This is a genomic window from Pseudomonas sp. MH9.2, assembly GCF_034353875.1.
In the GTDB taxonomy this organism is placed as follows: Bacteria; Pseudomonadota; Gammaproteobacteria; order Pseudomonadales; family Pseudomonadaceae; genus Aquipseudomonas.
On the sequence record NZ_CP133784.1, the window covers coordinates 4,817,387 to 4,840,775 of the forward strand.

The window sequence follows — 23,389 nt, forward strand, 5'->3', positions numbered from 1 at the left end:
AAAAGCAACAGTTGGAGACAGACCGATCATGAAGACCAGGATTCGCTTCACCTCTCTTGCCTTGGCGCTGATGCTCAGTAGCGGGGCCGCTTTGGCCGATCTGAAAATTGGCGTGAGCATGTCGCAGTTCGACGATACCTGGCTAACCTACTTGCGCGAGTCAATGGACAAGAAAGCCAGGTCCATGCCAGGCGGCGTCAACTTGCAATTCGAAGACGCCCGCAGCGATGTGGTCAAGCAGTTGAGTCAGGTCGAGAACTTCATCAGCCAAAAAGTCGACGCGATTGTGGTCAACCCGGTGGACACCGCCGCCACCCAAAAAATTACCGCCGCCGCGGTCAAGGCCGGTATCCCGCTGGTTTATGTCAACCGCAGACCCGATGATCTGAACCTGCCCAAGGGCGTGGTCACGGTTGCCTCCAATGACCAAGAGGCCGGTCAGATGCAGATGCAGTACCTGGCCGACAAGATGGGGGGCAAAGGCAATATTGTGATCCTGCTGGGGGATCTGGCGAACAACTCTACTCAGAACCGCACCAAAGGCGTTAAAGAAGTGCTCGCCAACTACCCGGACATCAAAATTACCCAAGAGCAGACCGGCACGTGGCTGCGCCAGAAGGGCATGGACCTGACCAACGACTGGATTACTCAGGGCAAAAAGTTCGATGCGGTTGTCGCCAACAATGACGAAATGGCGATTGGCGCTTCCATGGCACTCAAACAGGCTGGCGTTGAACAGGGTTCGGTCTTGATCGCAGGTATCGACGGCGCGCCTGATGGCTTGCACGCGGTGAAGAAAGGGACGCTGACCATGTCGGTGTTCCAGGATGCCAAGGGCCAGGCCGATGGCTCGATCGACACCGCGGTGAAAATGGCCAGGCACGAACCCGTGGAACACGCTGTCTGGGTACCCTATCGCTTGATCACCCCGGAAAATGTCGATTCGTTCAAATAGCAGCTCTTTTTCTTCTTCCCAAAAATAATAATGTCGCTTGAGGAGCCTGTCACATGTTCGCTTCAGCTACTGCTTCGAGTACCGCCAGGACCGATCGATCGGCTGGCGCTGCTGCGACCGATACTGCCGATGTGCCCTATCTGTTGGAAATCATCAACGTCAGCAAAAGCTTCCCCGGCGTGTTGGCCCTGTCCAATGTGCAACTGCGTGTGCGCCCCGGTTCGGTGTTGGCGTTGATGGGCGAGAACGGAGCCGGTAAATCCACCTTGATGAAGATCATCGCCGGGATCTACCAGCCCGACGACGGCGAGCTGCGCCTGCGTGGCAACCCCGTCAGTTTCGACACACCGCTGGCCGCGTTGCAGGCCGGGATCGCGATGATCCATCAGGAACTCAACTTGATGCCGCACATGAGCATCGCCGAAAACATCTGGATCGGCCGTGAGCAGCTCAATGGCCTGCGCATGATCGATCACCGGGAGATGTTCCGCTGTACCGCCGTATTGCTAGAGCGTTTGCGCATCAACCTCGATCCGGAGGAGTTGGTGGGCAACCTGAGCATCGCCGAGAGGCAGATGGTGGAGATCGCCAAGGCGGTGTCCTACGACTCCGACATTCTGATAATGGACGAGCCGACGTCGGCTATTACCGACAAGGAAGTCGCCCACCTGTTCTCGATCATTGCCGACCTCAAGGCGCAGGGTAAGGGCATCATCTATATCACCCATAAAATGAACGAGGTCTTCAGCATTGCCGATGAAGTGGCGGTGTTTCGCGATGGCGCCTATATCGGCCTGCAGCGTGCTGACAGCATGGATGGTGACAGCCTGATTTCCATGATGGTCGGTCGTGAACTGACCCAGTTGTTTCCGGTACGTGAAAAACCGATTGGCGACCTGCTGATGTCAGTGCGCGATCTGCGTCTGGATGGGGTATTCCAGGGTGTTTCGTTTGATCTGCACGCGGGCGAAATTATGGGAATCGCCGGGCTGATGGGGTCCGGGCGGACCAATATCGCAGAAACCATTTTTGGTATTACCCCCAGTGACGGTGGTGATATTCAGCTTGACGGGGTCAGCGTACGTATCAGTGATCCGCACCTGGCCATCGAAAAAGGCTTCGGCCTGTTGACCGAGGATCGCAAGCTCAGCGGCCTGTTCCCCTGTCTGTCAGTGCTGGAAAACATGGAAATGGCGGTGTTGCCGCACTATGCCGGCGGGGGGTTTATCCAGCAAAAAGCCCTGCGCACCTTGTGCGAAGACATGTGCAAGAAACTGCGGGTGAAAACTCCGTCGCTGGAGCAGTGCATCGACACCTTATCGGGTGGCAACCAGCAAAAGGCCCTGCTTGCACGCTGGCTGATGACCAATCCACGGGTGCTGATCCTTGATGAGCCGACCCGTGGCATCGATGTCGGCGCCAAGGTGGAGATCTATCGATTGATTTCCTATCTGGCCAGCGAAGGCATGGCGGTGATCATGATTTCCTCGGAGTTGCCCGAAGTTCTGGGTATGAGTGACCGGGTCATGGTCATGCATGAGGGCGAGATGATGGGCGTACTCGACCGCAGCGAGGCGACCCAGGAGCGAGTGATGCACCTCGCCTCTGGCCATTCTGTTCACTAGCGGGCCGGTCAGCACACAGCAGAACATGAGGATTAACCGCAATGAACGCGATTCTGGACAATAAACCCACCGTAGCGGCGGTCAAATCGAAGCGGCGCTTGCCCACCGAATTGAGCATTTTTCTGGTGCTGATCGGTATCGGCCTGGTCTTTGAGGTGTTTGGCTGGATCGTTCGCGATCAGAGTTTTCTCTTTAACTCTCAGCGTCTGGTGTTGATGATCCTGCAAGTGTCGATCATTGGCTTGCTGGCCATCGGCGTGACTCAGGTCATCATTACCACTGGTATCGATTTGTCCTCGGGTTCGGTTCTGGCGCTGTCGGCAATGATCGCCGCCAGTCTGGCGCAAACCTCGGACTTTGCCCGAGCCGTGTTTCCATCGCTCACCGATTTGCCGGTGTGGATCCCGGTGATAGCGGGTCTGGGGGTGGGGCTGCTGGCTGGGGCGATCAACGGCAGTATCATTGCCCTCAGCGGGATTCCGCCGTTCATTGCGACCCTGGGCATGATGGTGTCGGCTCGCGGTGTGGCGCGCTTCTACACGTCAGGCCAGCCGGTGAGCATGCTGTCAGATCCGTACACCTCCATCGGTCAGGGGGCGATGCCGGTCATCATTTTCCTGGTAGTCGCGGTGATTTTCCACATCGCCCTGCGCTATACCAAATACGGCAAATATACCTACGCTATCGGCGGCAACATGCAGGCGGCGCGAACGTCGGGGATCAACGTCAAACGGCACTTGATCATCGTCTACAGCATCGCGGGCTTGTTGGCCGGGCTGGCGGGGGTGGTGGCTTCGGCGCGTGCGGCAACGGGGCAGGCCGGTATGGGCATGTCTTACGAGCTGGACGCAATCGCTGCTGCGGTGATCGGCGGCACCAGCCTGGCCGGTGGCGTGGGGCGCATCACCGGGACCGTGATCGGTGCCTTGATCCTGGGGGTCATGGCCAGCGGATTCACGTTCGTCGGCGTCGACGCTTACATCCAAGACATCATCAAGGGAATGATCATCGTGGTCGCCGTGGTGATCGACCAATACCGCAACAAACGCAAAATAAAGCGCTGAGTCAGTACTGGCGAACGGGGCGCAGTGGTGTGTCAGGTACAGTGCTTTCGCCGACGAACGGGCCCTTCTGGGCCCTTTTCTGTTGCCTTACGCGACTAGTTGAGCAAATCCGCGTCAATTATGTTGCTGAGTCAACACGCCGGCCTTAGACTGCCGCCCCTCATAAATTGAGTGTCAGGTGGCCCTTGGAGACGATGGCGCTTTTTCGGCAACGCTGAACCGCTCCTTAATTCGCCTTAATGCACGTATTTTTTATAGAGAAATCAATGACAAAGGACAAGTTGCTGGCGATGCCGGCCGATGACTACATGAATGCCGAGCAGCATGCTTTCTTCGTCGAGCTGCTGCAAGGCATGAAAGTCGAGATCCACGCGCGAATCGAGCAGAGTCGTATTGCTATCGAAAGCCTGGACACGCCTTCCGATCCTGCTGATGCGGCGTCGGTCGAAGAAGAGCGTCACTGGTTGGTCAACGTGATCGATCGTGATCAGCGCATGCTTCCGCAGCTGGAAATGGCCCTTGAACGAATTGGCAACGACAGCTTTGGCTGGTGCGAAGACAGCGGCGAGGCGATTGGCCTCAAGCGCCTGCTGATTAGCCCTACCACTAAGTACTGCATCGAAGCTCAAGAACGTCACGAGCAAATCGACAAGCACCAACGTCAGGCCTGATCGATTCTGGCGTTTGCTTTATAGGGGCATTCAAATGCCCCGGTAGAGTTGCGCCTGTTGTTCTATCCGTCTGAGCACGTCTTCATCCGTTCAATATTACCTGTCGATCTAGCACTAACGACTCATGGCTAATGGTTGTTGTCTGGCGTTTAATGCAGACAAATAACGATAAGTACAGGTGGGTGATAAGCATGGCTGGAGACGGATTTCTCGTAGGGACGCTTGCGTCGCAGGCTCAGTCCCCTGAACTGACCCCCCTCAAAAAAACACGCTGGCTCGCACCGTTATTGCAGAGTCTGGCGCTGTGCCTGTTGTTGCTGGCGATGGCCTTCAGCGGTTTGTCGGTCTACGTGTGCTTGCCAGTGGCAGTATTACTGATCTGGCTGCCGCGCTTGCTGACCCGTGAGCCTACTTCGGTCGTGGCTCAGAACAGCGGCACTGATATCGCCCAATTGACCCGCGACTTGTCCCGCACCACCAGCCATAACGCGCTCTCTGCGGCAGGCGTGGCCTTTTCCGTACGCCAGTTGGCGGCCAGGATTCAGTCGCAGCTCGATGCCGCTGAGCAGATCGTCAGCAGCGCCGATGTGATGATCACTACCGAGCAGGCGACCTCCCAGCTCAGCCAGCAAGCGCTCACGGCGGCCAGCGAGGCCAGACAGAGCAGTGATGCCGGGCGCACCGTACTGGCGGAATCCATCACCCGCATGCACCAACTGAGCAAACGTGCCATTGGCAGCCGTGAACTGATTGAAGCCCTCAGCCAGCGCAGCGAAGAAATTCAGCGTGTCACTCTGGTTATTCAGTCGATTGCCAGTCAGACCAACCTGCTGGCGCTCAATGCTGCCATCGAAGCTGCCCGTGCCGGCGAGCACGGGCGTGGCTTTGCCGTGGTCGCTGACGAGGTGCGCGGTCTGGCCGGTCGCACCGCCAGTGCCACCGAGGAAGTCGGGCAGATGGTGGCTGATATTCAGCAGCGCACCGGACAAGTGGTGGAGCAAATCCGACAGCTGTCCACTGATCTGGACAGCGGCGTGGAGCAGGTCGAACACACCGGCAAGCATTTGGAAAACATCGCTCGCCTGGCGGCCGGGGTAGAAGCGCAAGTCAACGGGATTGCTGCGGGTGCACAGAACAATCAGGAGCAGCTGAGCGGTTTGTTTACCGCTGTCGAGCAAATGCGCAGTGATTTGGCGATCAGTGATGAGCAGACTCGACAACTGGCCAGCGCCGCGGTGCAGATGGAGGGGCAGGCAGAGAGCATCAGTGAGCGCCTGGCCCAGGTAGGGCTGGACGATTATCACCAGCGTATCTATGACCTTGCCCGCGAAGGTGCCCGCCAGATTTCTGCGCAATTCGAAGCGGATATCGAGCAGAACCGCATCAGCCTCGAGGACCTGTTCGATCGCAGTTATCAATTGATTCCCAAGACGTCGCCGAGCAAGTTCCAGACGCGATTTGATCGTTACACCGATCAGGTGCTGCCGTCGATCCTGGAGCCGATCTTGCCGAGCCATGAGGGCCTGGTCTTCGCCATTGCCTGTACGCAGCAAGGCTACGTGCCGACGCATAACAAGGTCTTCAGTCAGCCGTTGACCGGCGACATCAAGCTCGACACGGTGCAGAACCGCACCAAGCGCAAGTTCGATGACCGCACGGGTATTCGTTGTGGCAGCCATCAACAGCCGGTACTGCTGCAAACCTACACCCGCGATACCGGCGAACTGATGCACGACCTGTCAGTGCCGATCATGGTCAAGGGGCGCCATTGGGGTGGCCTGCGCCTGGGCTACAAACCCGAAGGTCTACCGCAACCCAAACGCGGGTAAAACCTTTCCGAGTACTCCGGCGATTCCACCTCCCAAAGGCCAGGAATCGCCTTCGAAATACGTCTGCCGTTGATGACGGGTCTTTGATGGTTTCATTCAAGTGAATGCAGTCGTTTATGTCGCTTAATGGGCTCTATTAGTCTTCGTTGTAAGACTTATTAGTTAATAGACTCTCTAACTTCTCTGTGGTGTGTGGGACGATTCTGAAATCGTCCTGAGTGCCTTGACGTCTGTGTATGGCTGAGCAAGCTGTTTTAAATCAGAAGTATTTATTGATTTAAGCAGGCTGGCTTCCAGTTGTGCCATACAGGGCGAAAATACCATGAGCGGGATAAAGACAACCCAGCAGGCTGCGGGCAGCGCTGCCCCGGAAATGCACCGTGTTACGCTGCGTATCGGTCTGTTTTTCGACGGGACAGGCAACAATCGGGTCAATAGCTACATCGCGGCTCGTTGCCGTGCGCAGGTCGTGATAAATAACTCACACATCAGAGAGTGCGCGGGGCGCCATACCCAGCCTGCCAGTAGTTACAGCAATGATTTAAGTAATGTGGCCAGGTTGTATGAACTGTATTGTCAGCAGTTCAAGGTAAGCGCGACGAAGAATGGAGGGGCTGCGTGCTGGCCGATTTATATAAGCGGTATCGGCACAACGTCCGGTAAGTGCGATTCAGTGTGGGCGGGCCAAAGTTTCGGGCGTGGCAGCACGGGTGTCATCGCCAAGGTTGCCAAGGGCGTTAAAAAGCTTGGTACCGTCCTTGACGCTTTCAAGGCCGAGAACCCAGGGTGCGTTATCGATGGGCTGGAACTCGATCTTTTCGGCTTCAGTCGCGGTGCCGCAGCCGCCCGGCACTTTGCCAATGAAGTATTGAAGCAGGCAAAAGGCGCCCTTGGCCCCTTACTCGATCAGAGGCAAATCCCATGGAGTGAAGATTTCGCCTGGCATAACGCAAGCGTGAAATTGAAAGTGATAGGCTTGTTCGACACCGTCGCGGCCATAGGTAGTATCGAAGATTGGGGTAATGTGCGGGACGCCGCGAACCGTGGGGTCAATCTCTATCTGCCTCCCAGGTCGGCACAGCAGGTGTTGCACCTGGTCGCCGGCGACGAGTTGCGGCGTAACTTCGCCTTGAACAGCGTCGCCCCGGATTGGTCGAAGGAGGTCGTGGTGCCTGGGGCGCACTCGGACGTTGGCGGTGGCTATCATCCGCAGGTGCGGGAAAAGCTATTTCTGACCCGGCCGCGCCGAAGCATCGTAAGCCTCGATACGCACTGCCACGCCAGCGGTGCCTGGCTGGAAAGCGATTTGGATCTGCAGGCGATTGATGCCAGTCAATGGCTCGATCCTCTGGATGTAGGCGCTTCGTTGCGCGTCGAGTGTTGTGAAAGCTATCCCGGCGCAGGCAGTAACAAGGTCGGCGTTAAAACGATCCTGGCCGCTGTGAGTCTGGAACGTCGCGTATTCGGTCATCTTTCCAGGGTCTATTTACGCGTGATGCACGCGCTGGCCTGTGCCGAAGGGGTGCCTCTGGGGCCGATACCTGACACCCCCGAGTTGAGGCTTGTACCCGAGTTGCAAGTGGTTGCGCAAAAGCTGATTGCCTACGCCAAGGGCGGCCCCGACACGCTCGATGAAAGTGAACGGCGCATGTTGCGTCAGCGCTATATCCATCGCTCCGCTCACTGGAACGCCGCAGTCGGTAGTGGTGGCAGTCTGAGTGGCGCTGTTTTCGTCCATGCACCACAGCCTGGCGGGCGTGTTCATCACCCCCACGTCAGTCAGCCCGGTTATCCCCGATGAGGTATCAGCGAGGGCGCTGGGCGAAGGGTCCGTGCTGGGATTTTGTTACCGGTTATGTAACGAAGCTATGCGGGCGATAGCTTTTTCCCGGCGGGGCAAGTCTCTATGATGGCGACATCGTTAGGTTGCTTGTTAAATCCGGGGAGAATGCTCATGCACAGCAAAGTCGATGTCGCCGTGATGATAGGTACAGGGGTTCCGCCTTCAATGCGTGCTCAGGGGCGTCGCGTTTGTTGGGTGGTGCTGCTCAATGGGGAGCGGCGCGGAACCGCTTTTTCCTCCCGCAGCGAAGCAGAAGAGTGCCGCGCGGCATGGGCCGCTCAATTGTCGATAGCGGCCTGATCATGGTGTGGATGCGGTATGGGTGCTACTTGGTCAAATGCAGCCGCTCATTGAGTTCATCTACAACGAGCGACCATTCGGCGTCTTCGCGCAATTCTTCTTTCAGGAATCGCGCCTGTTGCGGTGTCCAGAATTCGGCCTCGGAGAGCTTGATGTTTTCTGGCAGAAAGTGGCTGGAGACGAATGCATCGATACTGGCCGGGTCGGACTCAAGGCCCAGTTGTTCGAAGAGGGTGGCCAGCGTAGGCGTAGTCAATTCCATGTGATCTCCTTGACGGGAAAAACCCGTGCAGTGGTGGAAGCCGTTAATAAAGCGGTGGCAACGTATCTGAGGCCCGCGCTCGGCAAGAGTTCGACGGGATAAGCGGGCAGTGACAGATTCTTTTTACACTCGATCCTGAGCGCCGATGGCCAGCAAAGGTAACCGGCGAGTACTGGCCCTCCCGACTGCAGTGAGCTAGAGGCTCAAAGCACCCGCATCGACCGCTTCTTTCAAGGCTTTGGCAGCGTCTTTTGCGGCAGTCGCAGCAACATCTGCTGTTTTAAACCACCGGTCTTTTTCGACTTGGTGGTAGCTGATTGCGTTTTTTGCTTCTTTGGCGCGCATCACGATTACAGCCTGGAACTCGCCGTCGACTTCTTTGGCTTCGCCCCAGATGAAGAACTCGCCAATATCAAATTCAATCACTATTACCTTCCCATGGATGACGAGTGACTACGCTACGGCACGCAGGCGTATCGTCTGTTTTTTTTGATGTTGGCGAGTATGGCAGTTGTTGAGGTGGACAGGCGGGGTTTAGTTCTCACGATGACGAATGACAGGTTATCGGGAGTCGGACGTTAACGAGTGGATTTCTGCTCTCCGCGTCGTCGCCGGACGAAAGGTATATACCCTGTAGGGGGGGCTAACCGGTAGAATCGTATTTTTATTCCTGAATACGTTGCCTGCTATTCTCTGGCAACCGAAAGCGCGATTTCCTGCAAGGCTGGACGCCCAGGTGGCGAGACGCCGAGTCGGTTATCCATTAATATTCTGTGCCGGGTTGTTGGCAGACGCCTGGGCTCCAAGTTGACAATCTTCCTCGAAACGTCAGGGAGACTGGATCAAGGTCAGTCAATATTTTTTGTGCGACGAACAGGGGCGGAAAATAGCTATATCCAACCCGTTTTGTGTGGTGCTCGAACGTTGTCGGGCAAGATAATTTTCAAGTTAGAGGACTCGTCATTGGCAGTAAGTAATCTGGATATGCACGCATTATTCGTGCTTGGCGATCTTCGTGCCAAGCTAGTCAAGCAATTCCAATCCCGTTTTGTCTATGTCACCGAGCAAACCGCCGAAGGCATCTACATCGCTGAAATTGATACCGAAACCGCGTTGGTGGTAGACGACAAGCAGCGTCTGGAACTCAAAGTAGGCGATCACTTTCGTGCGGCAGTATTGCCCAGCCGTGAAGGCGGTAAGTTAGAACTGAAGTTTCGAGATATCAAGTTGACCGTCTATGGTCTGGGTGATTACGCCTACGTTAATACGCCTGATGGCCACGGTATTGTGTTCAAGGAAGGCCGTGCCGTGGTTACGGTCTTTGCCGCCAACGAGCAGTTGCAAGGTACGTTGAGCAAGACCCTGAAAGCCGTTACCGGCAAAGCCGCGAAATGGCGCAAGGGTGAGCTGACATTCAAGGCCAGTGAATAATACGAGAACAAGACGCTGCGTTTTGCTCGCGAATGAACGAGTGTGCACCGTATAAGGCAACCCCTCGAAGCCGGGCTCCGTCGAAAAGGAACCTCTGCGCCGATCTGCTGACAGAGTATTTTGAAACCATGGGAACCGAATACGTCATCACGGGCGACGCTGAGCGCGGTATCAAGCCGATGGCGCCCTAGCTGCGTAGTGTGTCGGATTTGCCTCGGTACAAAGATGTGTTCAAAGCCCCCGAGTTACCGGGCAAAGGGCGAATTTTGAACAGCCCAATGGGTTGGACTTCTGGCGTGGTCAACGGCTAGAAGCTCAAGGCGTATGGGCTCGAGAAAAGCTATGTGAATTTTCAAAGCGGGTCGGGCGCAGCACGGGATGCCGAAATCTCCTCGTCCATGAAACGAGTCCGGCCGGTATTGTTCTATTACTGGTCGCCGACGCCGCTGTTGGGATGCTACAAATTGATTCAACTTCAGGAGCCGGCCTTTGATGCATCCGCTTGGGAAACCCTGACCGATGCGAAAAATCTCAATCCGCAGCCAACGTTCTTCGGTCTACGCTGAGCATCGGGGTTTCCAGACCGTTTAAGCGGCACTATCCGCAACCGGTAGCGTTCTTCGAGAAGGTTGATCTGCCAATGGGTCCGCTGAACAAGGCGTTGGCGGACATGAGCGAAAAACACCTGGCCCCACGGGATGTTACCCAAGTGTTCCTCAAGGAACACCCGGATGTCTGGAAGGCCTGGCTGCCCGAAGACATTGCGACCAAGGTCAGCGCCAGCTTGAAATGAGGCGGCATAGCTGAAATGCCGCCCATCAGTTACCGCCCGGATCACCTTCGTTGCGATCGCCACTGACCTCTGGCGGTACGTCATCCCCCGCCATGCGTTTGCGGAACAGTCCGGTGCGGGCCAGCAACAGGGTCGTGACCGGCACAGTGATAGACAGCAGTACCGGGATCAACCAGGCGTGAATCACCGGTTCGGATTTCAGCGCCGAAAAATAGATGATCGACGCCAGCGCTACACACCATGCGCCCAAGGTGGACGCTAGTGCGGGTGGGTGCATGCGCTGAAAGAAATCTTTCATGCGCAGCAGACCGAGAGCGCCGGTCAGGGCGAACAGGCTGCTGGCGACTAATAGCGCCGCAGTGATGATCTCGACCCAGAATGGCAGCACGCTGAGCGAATTCACTCGATCACCTCGCCGCGCAGCAGGAACTTCGCCAGCGCGAAGGAGGCGACGAAGCCGAACAGCGCAATCAACAGCGCGGCCTCGAAGTACATGTCGCTGGCGTAGCGGATGCCCAGCACCAGCATCATCAACATGGCAATGATATACAGGTAGTCCAGAGCGAGGACCCGATCCTGCGCGGACGGGCCCTTGAACAGCCGAATAAAGGTCAGCACCATCGCCATCACAAAGATGAACAGGCTGAGCAAGATGGCGTTGGAGAGCAGGGCACTCATTGGAAAATCTCCATCAGCGGGCGTTCGTAACAGTGCTTGAAGTGTGCGATGAACTGCGCCTCATCGTTCAGATCGAACACATGCATCAGCAACACGCTACGGTCCAGGGCCAGTTCGGACCACACCGTGCCCGGAATGACCGTGGTGATCATCGACAGGACGGCCAGGCCATTGGCGTCACGCAGCTCAAGCGGTACTTTGACGAACGCTGAGCGGGGTGGTCGCCGTTTAGCGTTCCACACCGTCCAGCTCACGGCAATGTTCGATGACACCACGTCGCATCCCACCCGCAGGAACAATTTCAGCATCACGCCAGGCCTGCGAATCCGTACCGGCAGAGGGCGCAACGGCTTCATCAGCAAGGGGGCGACAACCCCAAGCAATGCGCCGAGCAACAGATTGCCGGGGCTGAGAGACAGGTTCAGTACCAGCCAGAGCAACCAGAGCGCCAGCGATAGCAACGGGGCAGGGAACAGGCGCTTCATGGCTGCACCTGCTGGGCAGCAGCCGTGGTCGGGCCGGGCAGTGGGCGGGTGGCCATGACTGACAGCACGTATTGCTGCGGATCATGCAGGGCCGCCGCAGTGTCCTGGGTGTAGCGCAGCAGCGGCTCGGCTTTGAACGTGAGCGCAATGCACAAACCCAACAGGATCAGGATGGGCAGGCACTCATTGCGGCGCAGCTTAGGCGAAGGTCGCTCCCTCGGAGCCCAGAAACGCTGAATGCCGACGCGAGAAAAGGCGATCAGCGAGGCCAGTCCGGAGAAGATCAACAGGCTGATCAGGACCCAACTGGCACCTGAAATCGATTCGTCCTTGGCCACATCCAGCCCGAGTGGATTGAGCAAAGCGCTGAGCAACGTCAGCTTGCCAATAAAGCCGGACAGAGGCGGCATGCCAATGATCAATAAGGCGCAAACGATGAAGCTCAGCCCAAGGAAGGCCATGGTCCTCGGGATCACCTGACCCACCACGGCTTTCTGTTCCTCGTCGAGGTTTATACCCGGCAGTGGCTGCAACGATTCCAGCGGACGAGGCCGCTCCGCGTCTTCAAAGAGGGGGATTTCGTTCTCTGAGCGCGAGCGCTCTATCAGTTCGGCCAGCAGAAACAGGGCGCTGAGAGTCAGGGTCGAGCTGACCAGATAGAACAGTGCGCCAGCGGTCAGGCTGGGTTGGGCAAAGCCGATGGCCGACAGCAGGATACCTGCCGACACCAGAATGCTCAGACTGCCCAGGCGTTCCAGGCGTTGCGCGGCCAGAATCGTTACGGCTGCCGTGAAAATCGTCGCCATGCCGCCGTAGATCAGCCAGTCGCCGCCAAAAAAAGCTGAGGCGCCTGCTTGCCCCGAGAATAGCAGGGTCCAGAGCCGCAACAGGGTATAGACACCGACTTTGGTCATGATCGCGAACATCGCTGCCACAGGGGCGCTGGCTGCCGAGTAGGCCGGCACCAGCCAGAAATTCAGCGGCCACATGCCTGCCTTGGCGAGGAACGCCGTGGCAAGAATCGCGGCGCCAGCATGCAACAGGCCGCGATCGGATTCGGGCACTAACGGGATCTTTATTGCCAGATCGGCCATATTCAAGGTGCCGGTCACGCCATAAATCAGTGCCGCTCCAATCAGGAACAACGACGAGGCCACCAGGTTGATGGTGATGTAATGCAGGCCCGCTGAGACCCGTGCGCGTCCCGAACCGTGGAGCATCAGGCCATAAGACGCGGCCAACAGCACTTCGAAGAATACGAACAGGTTGAACAGGTCAGCGGTCAGGAAGGCCCCGTAAAGGCCCAACAGCTGGATCTGGAACAAGGCGTGAAAGCTGGCGCCGGCCCGGTCCCAGCGGGCCAGGGCGAAGAGCAGCGCACAGACACCGATGATCCCGGTCAGCACCAGCATCAGCGCGGAAAGATGATCGACCACCAGCACGATGCCAAAGGGCGCTTCCCAGTTACCCGGCAGGTATACGCCGATAGAGCCCGTGGTACCTGCCTGCTGGACCCATATCAATAAACTGATCGAGATCGCCAGCCCAAGTAAGGTGGAGAGCAGGTTGATTCGGGCTTTCAACGGACGATGCTTTTCGCCGAGCATCAACATCAGGGCGGCGGTCAGCAGGGGGAGCAGAATGGGGGCGACGATCAGTTGATTCATCAACGTCATTCTTTAGGCTCCCGACCATCCACATGGTCGGTGCCGGTCAGGCCCCGCGAGGCCAGTAGCAGTACCAGAAACAGAGCGGTCATGGCGAAGCTGATGACAATCGCCGTCAAGACCAGGGCTTGCGGCAGGGGGTCGGTGTAATTGAGCAAGTCTTGCGGCACTCCGTCCTTGATGATCGGTTCCTTGCCAATAAACAGGCTGCCCATGCTGAAGATGAACAGGTTGACCCCGTAGGACAGCAAGCACAGCCCCATCACCACTTGAAAGGTTCGAGGTCGCAGGATCAGCCAGACGCCCGAGGCAACCAGTACACCGATGGCGATTGCGATGACTTCTTCCATCAGACGGCTCCTTGCGTTGCTATGGGCTTGGGCAGCGAGGTCGGACGATGGCTTCGCACCGATTGGTGAGCCAAAGCAGTGAGGATCAGCAGCGTCGAGCCGACCACCACGGCGTACACGCCGATATCGAAGAACAGCGCACTGGCGAAGTGGATATCGCCCAGCAGCGGCAACTGCAGGTGCGCGGTATGGGTGGTCATGAACGGGTAGCCGAGTGCCATCGAACCCAGCCCGGTGAACATCGCAAACAACATTCCGATGCCCATCCAGCGCAGTGGACGCAGGCTCATTTGCGCTTCGACCCACTGCGTTCCCGCCACCATGTATTGAAGAATGAAGGCCACGGACATCACCAGCCCAGCGACGAATCCGCCGCCTGGCAGATTATGCCCGCGCATGAACAGATACATTGAAATCACCAAGGCAATCGGCAACAGCAAGCGTACCAACACCGCTGGCACCATCATGAAGCCCAGTGCGGTGTCACTGGCGCTGCGCGGATTAACCAGGTCGGTGACCACGTCACGCGCCAGCAAGCGTTGCTGAGCGGGCAGCGGAATGCTTTCTTTAGGGGGGCGGAAGCGCCTCAGTAGCGCAAATATCGTCAGGGCGACGGCCGCCAATACAGTGATTTCGCCCAAGGTATCGAAGCCGCGGAAGTCCACCAGCATCACGTTCACCACGTTGCTGCCGCCGCCTTGAGGGAGGGCGCGGCTGAGATAGAACGAGGAAATCGTATTGGGCGTTGGCCGAGTCAGCATCGCATAAGACAGCAGCGCCATGCCGCCACCGACCATCACCGCCAGTAGCAAGTCACGCAGACGACGTGCCCGAGCCTGGCTGAGGGTGCTCGGCAGTGGCGCGACGTTTTCGTTGCGTCGTGGCAGCCAGCGCAGGCCCAGCAGAATCAGCACGGTGGTGACCACCTCCACCACCAACTGGGTCAGAGCCAGGTCCGGGGCAGAGAACCAGACGAAGGTGATGCAGATCATCAATCCGCAGACGCTGACCATGGTCAGTGCCGCGAGACGGTGATATTTGGCCTGCCACGCGGCGCCGAGTGCGCAGGCAATCGCAATCAGCCACAGCGTTACGAACACCGCTGAGCCTGGAATCTTTGGTCTATCACCCCAGGTCAGGCCACTGTGGTAGAGCGGAATCAGTCCGCCAACGAATGCGACCAGGACCAGCAGAAATAGCTGGGCCTGCAGGCGGCGGGTGCTGATCTTTCGCGCGAAACGCCGTGCGCAACGCACCATCAATACCAGGCTGCGCTCGAACAGATGCTTGCCATTGAGGCGGGAGACCAGGGGCGCACCGGTAAATCGCTCCTGTTTGAACGCCGGGCGCAACAACAGGTACAGCACGATTCCGCCGACCATGGCCAGCAGGCTCATGATCATTGGCGTATTCCAGCCATGCCAGATCGCCAGGTTGTATTCGGGCAGCGTGCCCCCCACGACCGGCCGTGCTGCAGTGGCCAACAGCGGGCCCACGGACTGTGCGGGGAAGATGCCGACGATCAGGCAGACCAGCACCAGTAGCTCCACCGGTGCGCGCATCCAGCGTGGCGGTTCGTGAGGTGCATGGGGCAGGTCGGTGGCTTTCGGACCGAAAAATACATCCACGGTAAAGCGCAGCGCATAGACGACGCTGAAGCTCCCGGCAATGGTCGCGATGACAGGCAGAGCCATCTCGACCCACGCGGTAGAAGAGATGAACACGGTCTCGGCGAAGAACATTTCCTTGGAAAGAAAGCCGTTCAGCAGCGGAATCCCGGCCATTGACGCACTGGCGACCATGGCCAGGGTGGCGGTATACGGCATCATCTTGATCAGGCCGCTGAGCCGCCGAATATCGCGGGTACCGCTTTCATGGTCGATGATCCCGGCGGCCATGAACAGCGAGGCCTTGAAGGTGGCGTGATTGAGAATATGGAACACCGCCGCCACGGCGGCCAATGGACTGTTCAGGCCAAGTAGCAGGGTGATCAGCCCCAGATGGCTGATGGTCGAATAGGCCAGCAGGCCCTTGAGGTCGGTCTGGAAAATCGCTGTGTAGGCACCCAACAGCAACGTGCAGGCGCCGGCCCCGCCGACGATCCAGAACCATTCTTCAGTGCCAGACAATACCGGCCAGAAACGCGCCAGTAAAAATACCCCGGCCTTGACCATGGTCGCTGAGTGCAGGTAGGCCGAAACCGGGGTTGGGGCGGCCATGGCGTGGGGCAGCCAGAAGTGAAAAGGGAACTGCGCGCTCTTGCTCAAGGCGCCAATCAGTATCAACGGCAGCAACACCGGGTACAGGGCGTGGGCGCGAATTACGTCACCCGCCGCCAGTACCTTGTCCAGGTCGTAACTGCCGACCACATGGCCGAGCAGCATGACCCCCACCAATAAGGCGAGGCCGCCAGCTCCGGTGACCACCAGCGCCATGTAGGCGCCTCGGCGGGCATCGGCGCGATGGTGCCAGTAGCCGATTAGCAAGAAGGAGAAAAGACTGGTCAGCTCCCAGAAAAATACGATCTGGATCAGATTGCCGGAGATCACCAGGCCCAGCATGGCACCCATGAACGCTAGGAAAAAGGCGAAAAAGCGCGGTACCGGGTCGTCGGGTGACATGTAATAACGTGCATACAAGGACACCAGCGCACCGATGCCCAACACCAGCATGGAAAACAACCAGGCAAAACCATCCATTCGCAGAACGAAATTCAGGCCCAGGCTTGGTAACCAGAAGAATTCCTGGCGAATCACACCGCCGTCAGCGATCTGCGGGTACCACAGGGCGACCTGGATCGCGCCTATCAGACTCACCAGACCTGCGAGGATGGACTCGGTATTACGCGCGTTGTGCGGCAAAAGGGCCGCGAGACAGCTGCCGATAAAAGGCAAAAGCAGTAGAACTATCAGGGACATAGGTTTCTAATCTGCTGGGAATTATCTGGAATCATACGTGTCAGGTCCCAGATCACCAACTCGCAAGCTGTGGCAGAATCCTACAAAGGCTAAAGGCAAGGGTAGTTGGGGGCCCGGTTTTACGAGGGATTTATTGTGACGGGGCTGTCGCTTTCGCGAATGAAGGCACTCGGTGTTGCTGGGCTCAATCGGCCTCGCTCAACACCTCACCTCGATCTTTTTCGTCTTTCACTGCCGCCTTGGCCCGCACTTTAAGTTCGCTGACAATGACCCCTGCAACGATTAATGCCGCACCGAGCAAGGCGATGGCGGGTAAGCGTTCACCGGCCAGACGCCCGGCAATTCCGGCCCATACCGGCTCACCGGCATAGATCACGGTGGCACGGGTCGGCGAAACGGTTTTCTGCGCCCAGTTCATTGCGACTTGAATCGCCGCGCTGGCGGCCCCGAGGCCCACCGCGCTGATCACCAGCAACCATGAGAACGGTGGAAGTGGCTCTCCGGTCGGGACGACCATCAGAAACGACAATACCGAGGCGGTTGCCAGTTGCACTACCGTTACTCGACGCACGTCGACTTTGCCAGCGTAGGCGCCGATCAGAATAATTTCGCCGGCAATTGCCACAGCGCTGACCACGGTGGCTATTTCACCGGGGCTGAAATTCAGCGAGGCGCCATTGGGCCCGGACAGCAGCATCAACCCGGCGAAGGCCAGGCCAATGCCCAGGCTTGGCATAAGACCCGGACGACGTCCCAGCACCAGCCATTGCAACAACGGTACGAAAGGCACATACAACGCGGTGATAAAGGCAGACTGGCTACTGGGAATGGTTTGCAGGCCGATGGTTTGCAGGCCATAGCCGAGCATGATCGACACACCGATGAACACCCCGGCCTTGAACTCGAGCAGCGTCAGGTCGCGTAGAATTCGCAGGGAAAAGAGGGCAACGATGTTCGCGGCGGCAGCGAACCGCAGCCCGACGAAAAACAACGGTCCACTGGACGTCAGTGCATGCTGCACCAGCAGAAACGTCCCGCCCCAGATCACGGTGATCAGGATCAATACAGCTTCTGCTTTACTGATTCGTGGCGTCAGGCGGGTAGACTTCATGGTGTTCACCGGGCTATTGGGGCTTGCGTGTGACAAAGGTGAGACGCAGAATGCGTCGAAAGTGGGCAGTATACTGCGCAAATCGAATCAGGCGAGCAATATAGTGCACAAAGACATCGCTCAGAGAGCCCCGGTGCTACAACACGTCAGTCAGAATGTGCGCCGTTTGCGCAATGCCGCAGACCTTAGTCAGAGTGCCTTGGCAGAGAAATCCGGGGTGAGCCGCAGAATGCTGGTGGCAATCGAGGCGGGCGAGAAAAACGTTAGCCTGGCAACCCTTGATCGGGTCGCCGATGCGCTGGACGTGGCGTTCAGCGATTTGATCCAGGCCCCGGATGTGCGCGATCCCAGCCGCATCAACGAGGTCGCGTGGGCGGGACTGATCCCTGGCAGCAAAGCAGTGCTCCTGGCAAAGGCCGTGGCCAAGCGCGAAGTCGAGTTGTGGGAGTTTTGCCTGGAACCGGGTGAGGTTTATGCGTCGGAAGCCGACCCTGAAGGCTGGAGTGAGCAGGTCTATGTGTTCGAAGGTTGCTTGAACATCGGTCTGGTCGATACCGTCCACCGCGTTGAACGCGGCGAGTTCTACATGTTCGCCAGCAGTCAGGCCCATACCTATCGAAACGATGGGCCGGTGGCTGTTCGGTTTGTGCGCAACGTGGTGCTGTAAGCCGTTCACGGAAGAGGGGTGATGGCTCGCGAACTGTTTGCCCAACAACAGCGTTTGAACACTGTGTAGGTTTGCTGGACTTTTTCACTGTCAGATTGCAGGCAAGGCCAAGAAAAGCGATCATTTTTGATCAGGCATGCCCTGTGCAAGGTCGGTGGCAGACATTACTTTTTGCTGCGCTTTTTGAAGGATAGGGGAATGACCGAGTCGCATTCAGGGCAGGCGATTTCTGCCGTCCGTACAGCCGATATTTTAATTGTGGGTGGCGGCTTGAGCGGCAGCATGTTGGCTGCGCAATTATTGAGACTGCCGGGTAAACGACGGATTTTGATTATCGAGTCGCGCAGTGAGCTGGGGCGTGGCGAAGCCTACAGCGCGACTGAATTGGGCCACACCCTCAATGGTAATGCTGCACGCATGGGTGTCGATCCAGACAACCCCGATGACCTGACCCAATGGCTGGGCGACTACATTGCGGCTGGCGGCTGGCCGGAGTCTGCCGGGCAACACGTACCCGTGGCAGAGCTGTTCCCGCCACGGGGTATTTTTGGTCTGTATGTGCAGCAACGATTGGCGGATGCGCGGGTGCTCGGCGCTTCATACGGATCTAGCCTGGAACATGTGCGCGGCGAAGCAACTGATCTGGAAAGCAGTGATGCGGGTGTGCGGATCACCCTGAGTGATGGCCGCCAATTACAGGGCACGTTTGCGGTGCTGGCCACCGGCATGTTCCCTGCTGCGCGCACCTCACAACGCGAGTCCAGCGGGCTTAATGCGGCGTCTGTCGATCCGTGGGATGTCGACGCCATGCGCGAGCTCGACCCTTTGGCAAACGTACTGATCATCGGCTCGGGCCTGACCATGGTCGATGCATTGGTGTCCTTGGAGCAGGCCGGGCATCGCGGACCAATCGACGTGTTTTCCCGTCACGGTCTATTGCCCCACGTCCGCCGCCAGCCGCCGGTGTGGGTGGATTTTCTGGCCGAAGATCACAGTATTCGCAGCACGCGTCAGCTGCTGCGCAAGGTCCGCGAGGAATGCGAACACGCCATTGCTGACGGGATTGATTGGCAGGCGCCGCTGGATACGGTTCGTGCGCACATTGGCCGTCTGTGGTCCCAGGCCAGCGATGTGCAGCGTCGGCAATTCGTTCGCCATGTGCGGCCCTGGTGGGAAAGCCATCACCATCGTTCACCACCGCCAAGTGCAGCACTGCTGGCGCGACGTGTGGAAGAGGGACGGCTGACCATTCACGCCGCGTCATTGCAGGGGGTGGAAGTGCTGCCGACAGGGCAGGTACAGATTCGCATCCGTCGTCGCGGAGAGTCTGAGTCGTCGCACGTCATTGGCGATGCCTTGATTAACTCCACGGGCATCGAATACGACTGGCGTCGGGTGGACCGTGCATTGCCCAGGCAGCTTTTGGCGCGGGGCCTTATCCTCCCAGGTCCGCTGGCGCTAGGGATTGCCGCGCAGCCCGATGGTGCGTTGCTTGATGCGCAAGGGAACGTCTCACCGCGGCTGTTCGCCATGGGGCCGCCGTTGCGCGGAATGTGGTGGGAAAGTACTGCAGTAACCGACGTCGCCAGTCAGGCCAAAGCCCTGGCGGAGCGATTGGCTTCTCTGGATAAACACTGACTCATAAAAAACGCCGCTCAGCGGATATGCGCTGAGCGGCGTTCGTTCACGTCACTGGGATTCAATCCAGAGCGAGCAGTCCTTAGCGGATGCTGCTGATGCTGCCTTTGTTACCGGTAACCTTGACGTTGACCTTCTTGAACAGAAAGTAGTCTTCAACGCTGACTTCGTAGCGAGGTGCGACGATCAGGTCGGAACCGGAGCTTTTCACCGCTTTGAACGCGGCGGCAGCTTTCACTGCGGAGATCGGGTCAGGCAGGCCGATTGCGGAACCGCCCGCACCACCGTAAGTAACGCCATCGGCGAACTGGGTATCGCCACCCACGTTAAGCCAGCCGAACAGGATCGTGGTGGATGATTCGCCGCTGATTTGTTCCCCTACTTTCACATCGGCTTTCAAGTCAGCGGTGACCGAGCCAGCAATCGGCGCGGTTGGCTGGCTCATGTTATAGCTCACGCAGCCGCTGGTCGTTGCGATCAGGGTGGCGACAGCGGCAGCAAGGTATAACTTCTTCATGTGTGGTGACTCCTGGTGGTTTGTGCTCGGGCATAAATAAGCCGGCGCAACCATAACGGGAGTCGACCCCTGAATCTGTCAGACGCTTCCTGCATAGATGCAGGGTTCGTGACTAGGTTTAGTAGGGGATTTCGTACGGTATTAAATAGTTAATATTTCCCCCCGTAAATGCTGGGTTTGAGCAGTCGAAGATACTGTCGTTTCTGATCGAAGCGTTACGGTCCTACACCTTTTTACTTCGTGCCAGACACCTGATCGGCGTTCAGATTGATAGCTGAAGCACGCGATCTCCTGCCGTCTGTTCAGTGGGACGACGTTTGTTCACTGCCAGCTCGCCAATCTTGATCAGGCGGGTCCGCGTGACGTTGCGGCTCAAACCGAGCAAGTTGGCGGTGTGCACCTGGTTGTAATGGCTGAAGCGATAGGCCGCGCGCAACAGGGCGTCTTCGACTTTTTCGTGCAGGGCGCCGGCCTGCTCTTCGAACAGGGTCTGGAACGCTCGCGTCAGCAGCGCCGCGGCGGAGTCGTCAACAGGCGCCGTATCATCCAGGCGCTCGATGCGCATGTTCGACAAGCGCAGATCGTTGTGCTGGATCAACCCGTTGCGGCAGATGAGCAGGGTATGGTGGATGACGTTTTCCAGTTCGCGGATATTACCCGGCCAGCTGTAGCTCCTGAGCTTGTGTTCGGCTTCTGCGCTGATGCTGATCGGGCCATAACCCAAGCGCTTGCTATAGACCTCGATGAAGTGCCGGGTCAATGGCAGGATATCGCCGGGACGCTCGCGCAGCGGGCTCAACTCCAGGCTTACCACGTCCAGCCGGTAATACAGATCCTCGCGAAAATGCCCTGCATTGATGGCTTTCTCCAGCTGTACGTTGGTGGCCGCCAGGACCCGCACATCAATGGGGATGCTTTTACGTGAGCCCAGACGCACCACTTCACGCTCCTGCAACACCCGGAGCAGTTTTACCTGGATGGGCATTGGCAGATCGCCGATCTCATCTAGGAACAGCGTGCCGCCATTGGCCTCTTCAAACCAGCCGGCTTTAGCGCTGAGGGCGCCGGTGAAGGCCCCTTTTTCGTGACCGAACAACTCGGCCTCGACCAGCGATTCGGAAAAGGCTCCGCAGTTGACCGCCACGAAGGGGCGATTGCGTCGGGCGCTGAGGTTATGGATATGGCGCGCGACCAGTTCCTTGCCGGTGCCGGTCTCGCCGATGATCAGCACACTGGCTTCGCTGGGCGCGACCTGCTGCACATGCGCCAACAGGGCTTGGGATTTTGGATCTTCGAAGACCTGAGCGGTGGCCCGGATCGACGTCGCCAAAGCTGGCGATGGGGGTAAGGTCAGAAGCTGCATGGGCATCTCTATCACTATGAGTAGAAGGTCGGAACAGGCAGAGATCGGTTCAATGCCCAGTCACCCAGTTCGTGGAGTTTGTAATCCACAGGATCGTGCAAGGTCTGAGTGCGCAGGTTGCGCCAATGCCGGTCGAGACGCAGGGACGCGTGGGTCGAGCGCGCCCCCGTCACCTCGAACAGCTTGCTACACAGCTCCAGGCCTTGGCGGCTGGCGGCGACTTTTGCGGTGGCGATCGCTGTTGCCAGATAACCACGCTCCTCGTTGCTTAGATCCGGGCCTTTGGCCCAAGCGGCATCGAGCAGTTCGGCGGCCCGTTCTACCAGCAACCGCACGCCTTCCAGCGCTACCCAGAACTCCCCGTAGTGTGCCAACACATAAGGGTCCTGGCGGATGTCCTCGGTCGTGGATTTGAACCAGGTGCGGGTTTCGGTGAGGGTGTATTGCCGCGCTTCATTGAAGGCCCCCTCGGCGATACCGAGAAACATGTGGGTGAACGTCAGTTGCGCGATCAGCGGACGCAAGCAGGCAAAGGGCGTACTCAAAGGACCGGGGTTAAGGAGCAACTCCGACTCGTCGACCCGCACCCGCTCAAAGCTGGCACTGCCGCTGTCGGTCTGACGCTGGCCCATGTTGTTCCAGTCTTTATGCAGGGTGATACCGCTGCGCCCGCTGGGGATGGCGGCGATCAGCAACTTGCCGCCCGCCGTTTCGTCCACGGCCGAAGCGATCAGCATCTGTGAATCGCTGGCCCCGGAGCAGAAGCTTTTTTTGCCGGAGAACTCCCGCCAGCCGTTGAATGTTTTGACGACAGTGCGTGTGTCCAGCGGGTTGAGGGCGTTGCCCCAGAACCAATTCTTGCGCGCGGTCTGCTCGAACCAGGGCTGCCATTGTTCCGGCTTGGCGAACAGGCGCACGGTGGCCAACATCAAATGATGGAAACCGAAGACATGAGCGATGGAACTGTCGACCTTGGCGAACTCGCGAACGATGTCTAAGGTTTCACTCCAGCGCCCACCTAGCCCGCCATATTGACGAGGAATGCTTAGCGCCAGCAGGCCGCTTTCGCGCAGTGCGTCGCGCTCGGCTTTGGGAGTGCCACCACGTTCATCACGCTCTGCGGCGGTTTCGGCAAATTGTGCAGCCAGTTTTTGGGCTGTCTGCAAGGGCGTGGACGGGGCGCTTGGCGGCTTGGCAGTCACACGGGTTTCCTCAAGGGTTA

22 protein-coding genes and 1 pseudogene are annotated in these 23,389 nt (G+C 58.1%); 11 read left to right on the plus strand and 12 right to left on the minus strand.

Translation table 11 applies throughout. From position 1 onward, the window contains the following. The first annotated feature begins 28 nt into the window (after positions 1–28). The 7 genes from RHM55_RS22125 (at position 29) to RHM55_RS22155 (ending at position 8,287) form a co-directional block, all read left to right on the plus strand. Entirely contained in the window at positions 29–955 is a 927-nt protein-coding gene (locus RHM55_RS22125; RefSeq protein ID WP_322178335.1) for a sugar ABC transporter substrate-binding protein, read from the plus strand. A gap of 53 nt (positions 956–1,008) precedes the next feature. After that, positions 1,009–2,580: a sugar ABC transporter ATP-binding protein gene (locus RHM55_RS22130; RefSeq protein WP_322178336.1), complete on the plus strand. Its 1,572-nt coding sequence runs from the start codon at positions 1,009–1,011 to the stop codon at positions 2,578–2,580. A 41-nt stretch (positions 2,581–2,621) separates the two neighbouring features. Then, entirely contained in the window at positions 2,622–3,644 is a 1,023-nt protein-coding gene (locus tag RHM55_RS22135; RefSeq protein ID WP_322178337.1) for an ABC transporter permease, read from the plus strand. 266 nt (positions 3,645–3,910) lie between these two features. Next, positions 3,911–4,315: a TraR/DksA family transcriptional regulator gene (locus RHM55_RS22140; RefSeq protein ID WP_219061387.1), complete on the plus strand. Its 405-nt coding sequence runs from the start codon at positions 3,911–3,913 to the stop codon at positions 4,313–4,315. 590 nt (positions 4,316–4,905) lie between these two features. Continuing rightward, positions 4,906–6,144: a methyl-accepting chemotaxis protein gene (locus tag RHM55_RS22145; protein ID WP_416152031.1), complete on the plus strand. Its 1,239-nt coding sequence runs from the start codon at positions 4,906–4,908 to the stop codon at positions 6,142–6,144. A gap of 322 nt (positions 6,145–6,466) precedes the next feature. Next, the gene (locus RHM55_RS22150) at positions 6,467–7,945 is read left to right on the plus strand and encodes a DUF2235 domain-containing protein (protein WP_322178339.1); all 1,479 of its coding nucleotides are present in this window, start codon (positions 6,467–6,469) and stop codon (positions 7,943–7,945) included. Positions 7,946–8,098: 153 nt separating this feature from the next. Next, positions 8,099–8,287 (plus strand): hypothetical protein, encoded by a 189-nt coding sequence (locus RHM55_RS22155; protein WP_322178340.1) that lies wholly within the window; start codon positions 8,099–8,101, stop codon positions 8,285–8,287. Between the two features lie 25 nt (positions 8,288–8,312). Here RHM55_RS22155 and RHM55_RS22160 read toward each other — a convergent pair whose 3' ends face one another. Both RHM55_RS22160 and RHM55_RS22165 read right to left on the minus strand, forming a co-directional pair. After that, a complete protein-coding gene (locus RHM55_RS22160; protein ID WP_322178341.1) occupies positions 8,313–8,549 on the minus strand; it encodes a DUF2789 domain-containing protein in 237 nt (78 codons plus the stop codon). A gap of 195 nt (positions 8,550–8,744) precedes the next feature. Beyond that, a complete protein-coding gene (locus RHM55_RS22165; protein ID WP_322178342.1) occupies positions 8,745–8,975 on the minus strand; it encodes a hypothetical protein in 231 nt (76 codons plus the stop codon). A gap of 537 nt (positions 8,976–9,512) precedes the next feature. Between RHM55_RS22165 and RHM55_RS22170 the strand changes: the two genes are divergently transcribed. Further along, positions 9,513–9,980 (plus strand): hypothetical protein, encoded by a 468-nt coding sequence (locus RHM55_RS22170; protein ID WP_322178343.1) that lies wholly within the window; start codon positions 9,513–9,515, stop codon positions 9,978–9,980. A gap of 137 nt (positions 9,981–10,117) precedes the next feature. Then, positions 10,118–10,773 (plus strand): annotated as a pseudogene (locus tag RHM55_RS22175) (glycine betaine ABC transporter substrate-binding protein); the annotation flags it as partial. 25 nt (positions 10,774–10,798) lie between these two features. Here RHM55_RS22175 and RHM55_RS22180 read toward each other — a convergent pair. The 7 genes from RHM55_RS22180 to RHM55_RS22210 form a co-directional block, all read right to left on the minus strand. Then, a complete protein-coding gene (locus tag RHM55_RS22180; protein ID WP_322178344.1) occupies positions 10,799–11,176 on the minus strand; it encodes a Na+/H+ antiporter subunit G in 378 nt (125 codons plus the stop codon). Beyond that, entirely contained in the window at positions 11,173–11,451 is a 279-nt protein-coding gene (locus tag RHM55_RS22185; RefSeq protein ID WP_322178345.1) for a K+/H+ antiporter subunit F, read from the minus strand. Before RHM55_RS22185 ends, RHM55_RS22180 begins: the two co-directional genes overlap by 4 nt. Continuing rightward, positions 11,448–11,936 carry a Na+/H+ antiporter subunit E gene (locus tag RHM55_RS22190; protein WP_322178346.1) on the minus strand — a complete coding sequence of 163 codons (489 nt, stop codon included), beginning with the start codon at positions 11,934–11,936 and terminating at the stop codon, positions 11,448–11,450. The genes RHM55_RS22185 and RHM55_RS22190 overlap by 4 nt, the downstream gene beginning before the upstream one ends. Next, positions 11,933–13,612, minus strand: coding sequence for a monovalent cation/H+ antiporter subunit D (locus tag RHM55_RS22195; RefSeq protein ID WP_322178347.1), 1,680 nt, complete (start codon positions 13,610–13,612; stop codon positions 11,933–11,935). Before RHM55_RS22195 ends, RHM55_RS22190 begins: the two co-directional genes overlap by 4 nt. Beyond that, a complete protein-coding gene (locus tag RHM55_RS22200; RefSeq protein ID WP_219061377.1) occupies positions 13,609–13,953 on the minus strand; it encodes a Na+/H+ antiporter subunit C in 345 nt (114 codons plus the stop codon). The genes RHM55_RS22195 and RHM55_RS22200 overlap by 4 nt, the downstream gene beginning before the upstream one ends. Beyond that, positions 13,953–16,871: a monovalent cation/H+ antiporter subunit A gene (locus RHM55_RS22205; protein WP_322178348.1), complete on the minus strand. Its 2,919-nt coding sequence runs from the start codon at positions 16,869–16,871 to the stop codon at positions 13,953–13,955. Before RHM55_RS22205 ends, RHM55_RS22200 begins: the two co-directional genes overlap by 1 nt. Positions 16,872–17,055: 184 nt before the next feature. After that, a complete protein-coding gene (locus tag RHM55_RS22210) occupies positions 17,056–17,982 on the minus strand; it encodes a DMT family transporter (protein ID WP_322178349.1) in 927 nt (308 codons plus the stop codon). 103 nt (positions 17,983–18,085) lie between these two features. Between RHM55_RS22210 and RHM55_RS22215 the strand changes: the two genes are divergently transcribed. Together RHM55_RS22215 and RHM55_RS22220 are read left to right on the plus strand one after the other, a co-directional pair. Next, complete coding sequence (locus tag RHM55_RS22215) at positions 18,086–18,649, plus strand: XRE family transcriptional regulator (RefSeq protein WP_322178350.1); 564 nt, start codon at positions 18,086–18,088, stop codon at positions 18,647–18,649. Between the two features lie 198 nt (positions 18,650–18,847). Continuing rightward, on the plus strand, positions 18,848–20,287 hold the full coding sequence (locus tag RHM55_RS22220) for an FAD/NAD(P)-binding protein (protein ID WP_322178351.1): 1,440 nt from the start codon (positions 18,848–18,850) through the stop codon (positions 20,285–20,287). A gap of 82 nt (positions 20,288–20,369) precedes the next feature. On the opposite strand, the gene RHM55_RS22225 is transcribed toward RHM55_RS22220, so the two are convergent. The 3 genes from RHM55_RS22225 to RHM55_RS22235 form a co-directional block, all read right to left on the minus strand. Continuing rightward, positions 20,370–20,804 (minus strand): hypothetical protein, encoded by a 435-nt coding sequence (locus tag RHM55_RS22225; protein ID WP_322178352.1) that lies wholly within the window; start codon positions 20,802–20,804, stop codon positions 20,370–20,372. Positions 20,805–21,066: 262 nt separating this feature from the next. Further along, a complete protein-coding gene (locus tag RHM55_RS22230) occupies positions 21,067–22,173 on the minus strand; it encodes a sigma-54 interaction domain-containing protein (protein WP_407074570.1) in 1,107 nt (368 codons plus the stop codon). Between the two features lie 8 nt (positions 22,174–22,181). Continuing rightward, the gene (locus RHM55_RS22235; protein ID WP_322183071.1) at positions 22,182–23,369 is read right to left on the minus strand and encodes an acyl-CoA dehydrogenase family protein; all 1,188 of its coding nucleotides are present in this window, start codon (positions 23,367–23,369) and stop codon (positions 22,182–22,184) included. Between the last annotated feature and the right edge of the window lie 20 nt (positions 23,370–23,389).

Excerpts from the sequence above, each read along its gene's own strand:
- RHM55_RS22125 (WP_322178335.1), top strand. The coding sequence starts at position 29 with ATGAAGACCAGGATTCGCTTCACCTCTCTTGCCTTGGCGCTGATGCTC.
- RHM55_RS22130 (WP_322178336.1), top strand. The coding sequence starts at position 1,009 with ATGTTCGCTTCAGCTACTGCTTCGAGTACCGCCAGGACCGATCGATCG.
- RHM55_RS22135 (WP_322178337.1), top strand. The coding sequence starts at position 2,622 with ATGAACGCGATTCTGGACAATAAACCCACCGTAGCGGCGGTCAAATCG.
- RHM55_RS22140 (WP_219061387.1), top strand. The coding sequence starts at position 3,911 with ATGACAAAGGACAAGTTGCTGGCGATGCCGGCCGATGACTACATGAAT.
- RHM55_RS22145 (WP_416152031.1), top strand. The coding sequence starts at position 4,906 with ATGATCACTACCGAGCAGGCGACCTCCCAGCTCAGCCAGCAAGCGCTC.
- RHM55_RS22150 (WP_322178339.1), top strand. The coding sequence starts at position 6,467 with ATGAGCGGGATAAAGACAACCCAGCAGGCTGCGGGCAGCGCTGCCCCG.
- RHM55_RS22155 (WP_322178340.1), top strand. The coding sequence starts at position 8,099 with ATGCACAGCAAAGTCGATGTCGCCGTGATGATAGGTACAGGGGTTCCG.
- RHM55_RS22160 (WP_322178341.1), bottom strand. The coding sequence starts at position 8,549 with ATGGAATTGACTACGCCTACGCTGGCCACCCTCTTCGAACAACTGGGC.
- RHM55_RS22185 (WP_322178345.1), bottom strand. The coding sequence starts at position 11,451 with ATGAGTGCCCTGCTCTCCAACGCCATCTTGCTCAGCCTGTTCATCTTT.
- RHM55_RS22190 (WP_322178346.1), bottom strand. The coding sequence starts at position 11,936 with ATGAAGCGCCTGTTCCCTGCCCCGTTGCTATCGCTGGCGCTCTGGTTG.
- RHM55_RS22195 (WP_322178347.1), bottom strand. The coding sequence starts at position 13,612 with ATGACGTTGATGAATCAACTGATCGTCGCCCCCATTCTGCTCCCCCTG.
- RHM55_RS22200 (WP_219061377.1), bottom strand. The coding sequence starts at position 13,953 with ATGGAAGAAGTCATCGCAATCGCCATCGGTGTACTGGTTGCCTCGGGC.
- RHM55_RS22205 (WP_322178348.1), bottom strand. The coding sequence starts at position 16,871 with ATGTCCCTGATAGTTCTACTGCTTTTGCCTTTTATCGGCAGCTGTCTC.
- RHM55_RS22210 (WP_322178349.1), bottom strand. The coding sequence starts at position 17,982 with ATGAAGTCTACCCGCCTGACGCCACGAATCAGTAAAGCAGAAGCTGTA.
- RHM55_RS22220 (WP_322178351.1), top strand. The coding sequence starts at position 18,848 with ATGACCGAGTCGCATTCAGGGCAGGCGATTTCTGCCGTCCGTACAGCC.
- RHM55_RS22225 (WP_322178352.1), bottom strand. The coding sequence starts at position 20,804 with ATGAAGAAGTTATACCTTGCTGCCGCTGTCGCCACCCTGATCGCAACG.
- RHM55_RS22230 (WP_407074570.1), bottom strand. The coding sequence starts at position 22,173 with ATGCCCATGCAGCTTCTGACCTTACCCCCATCGCCAGCTTTGGCGACG.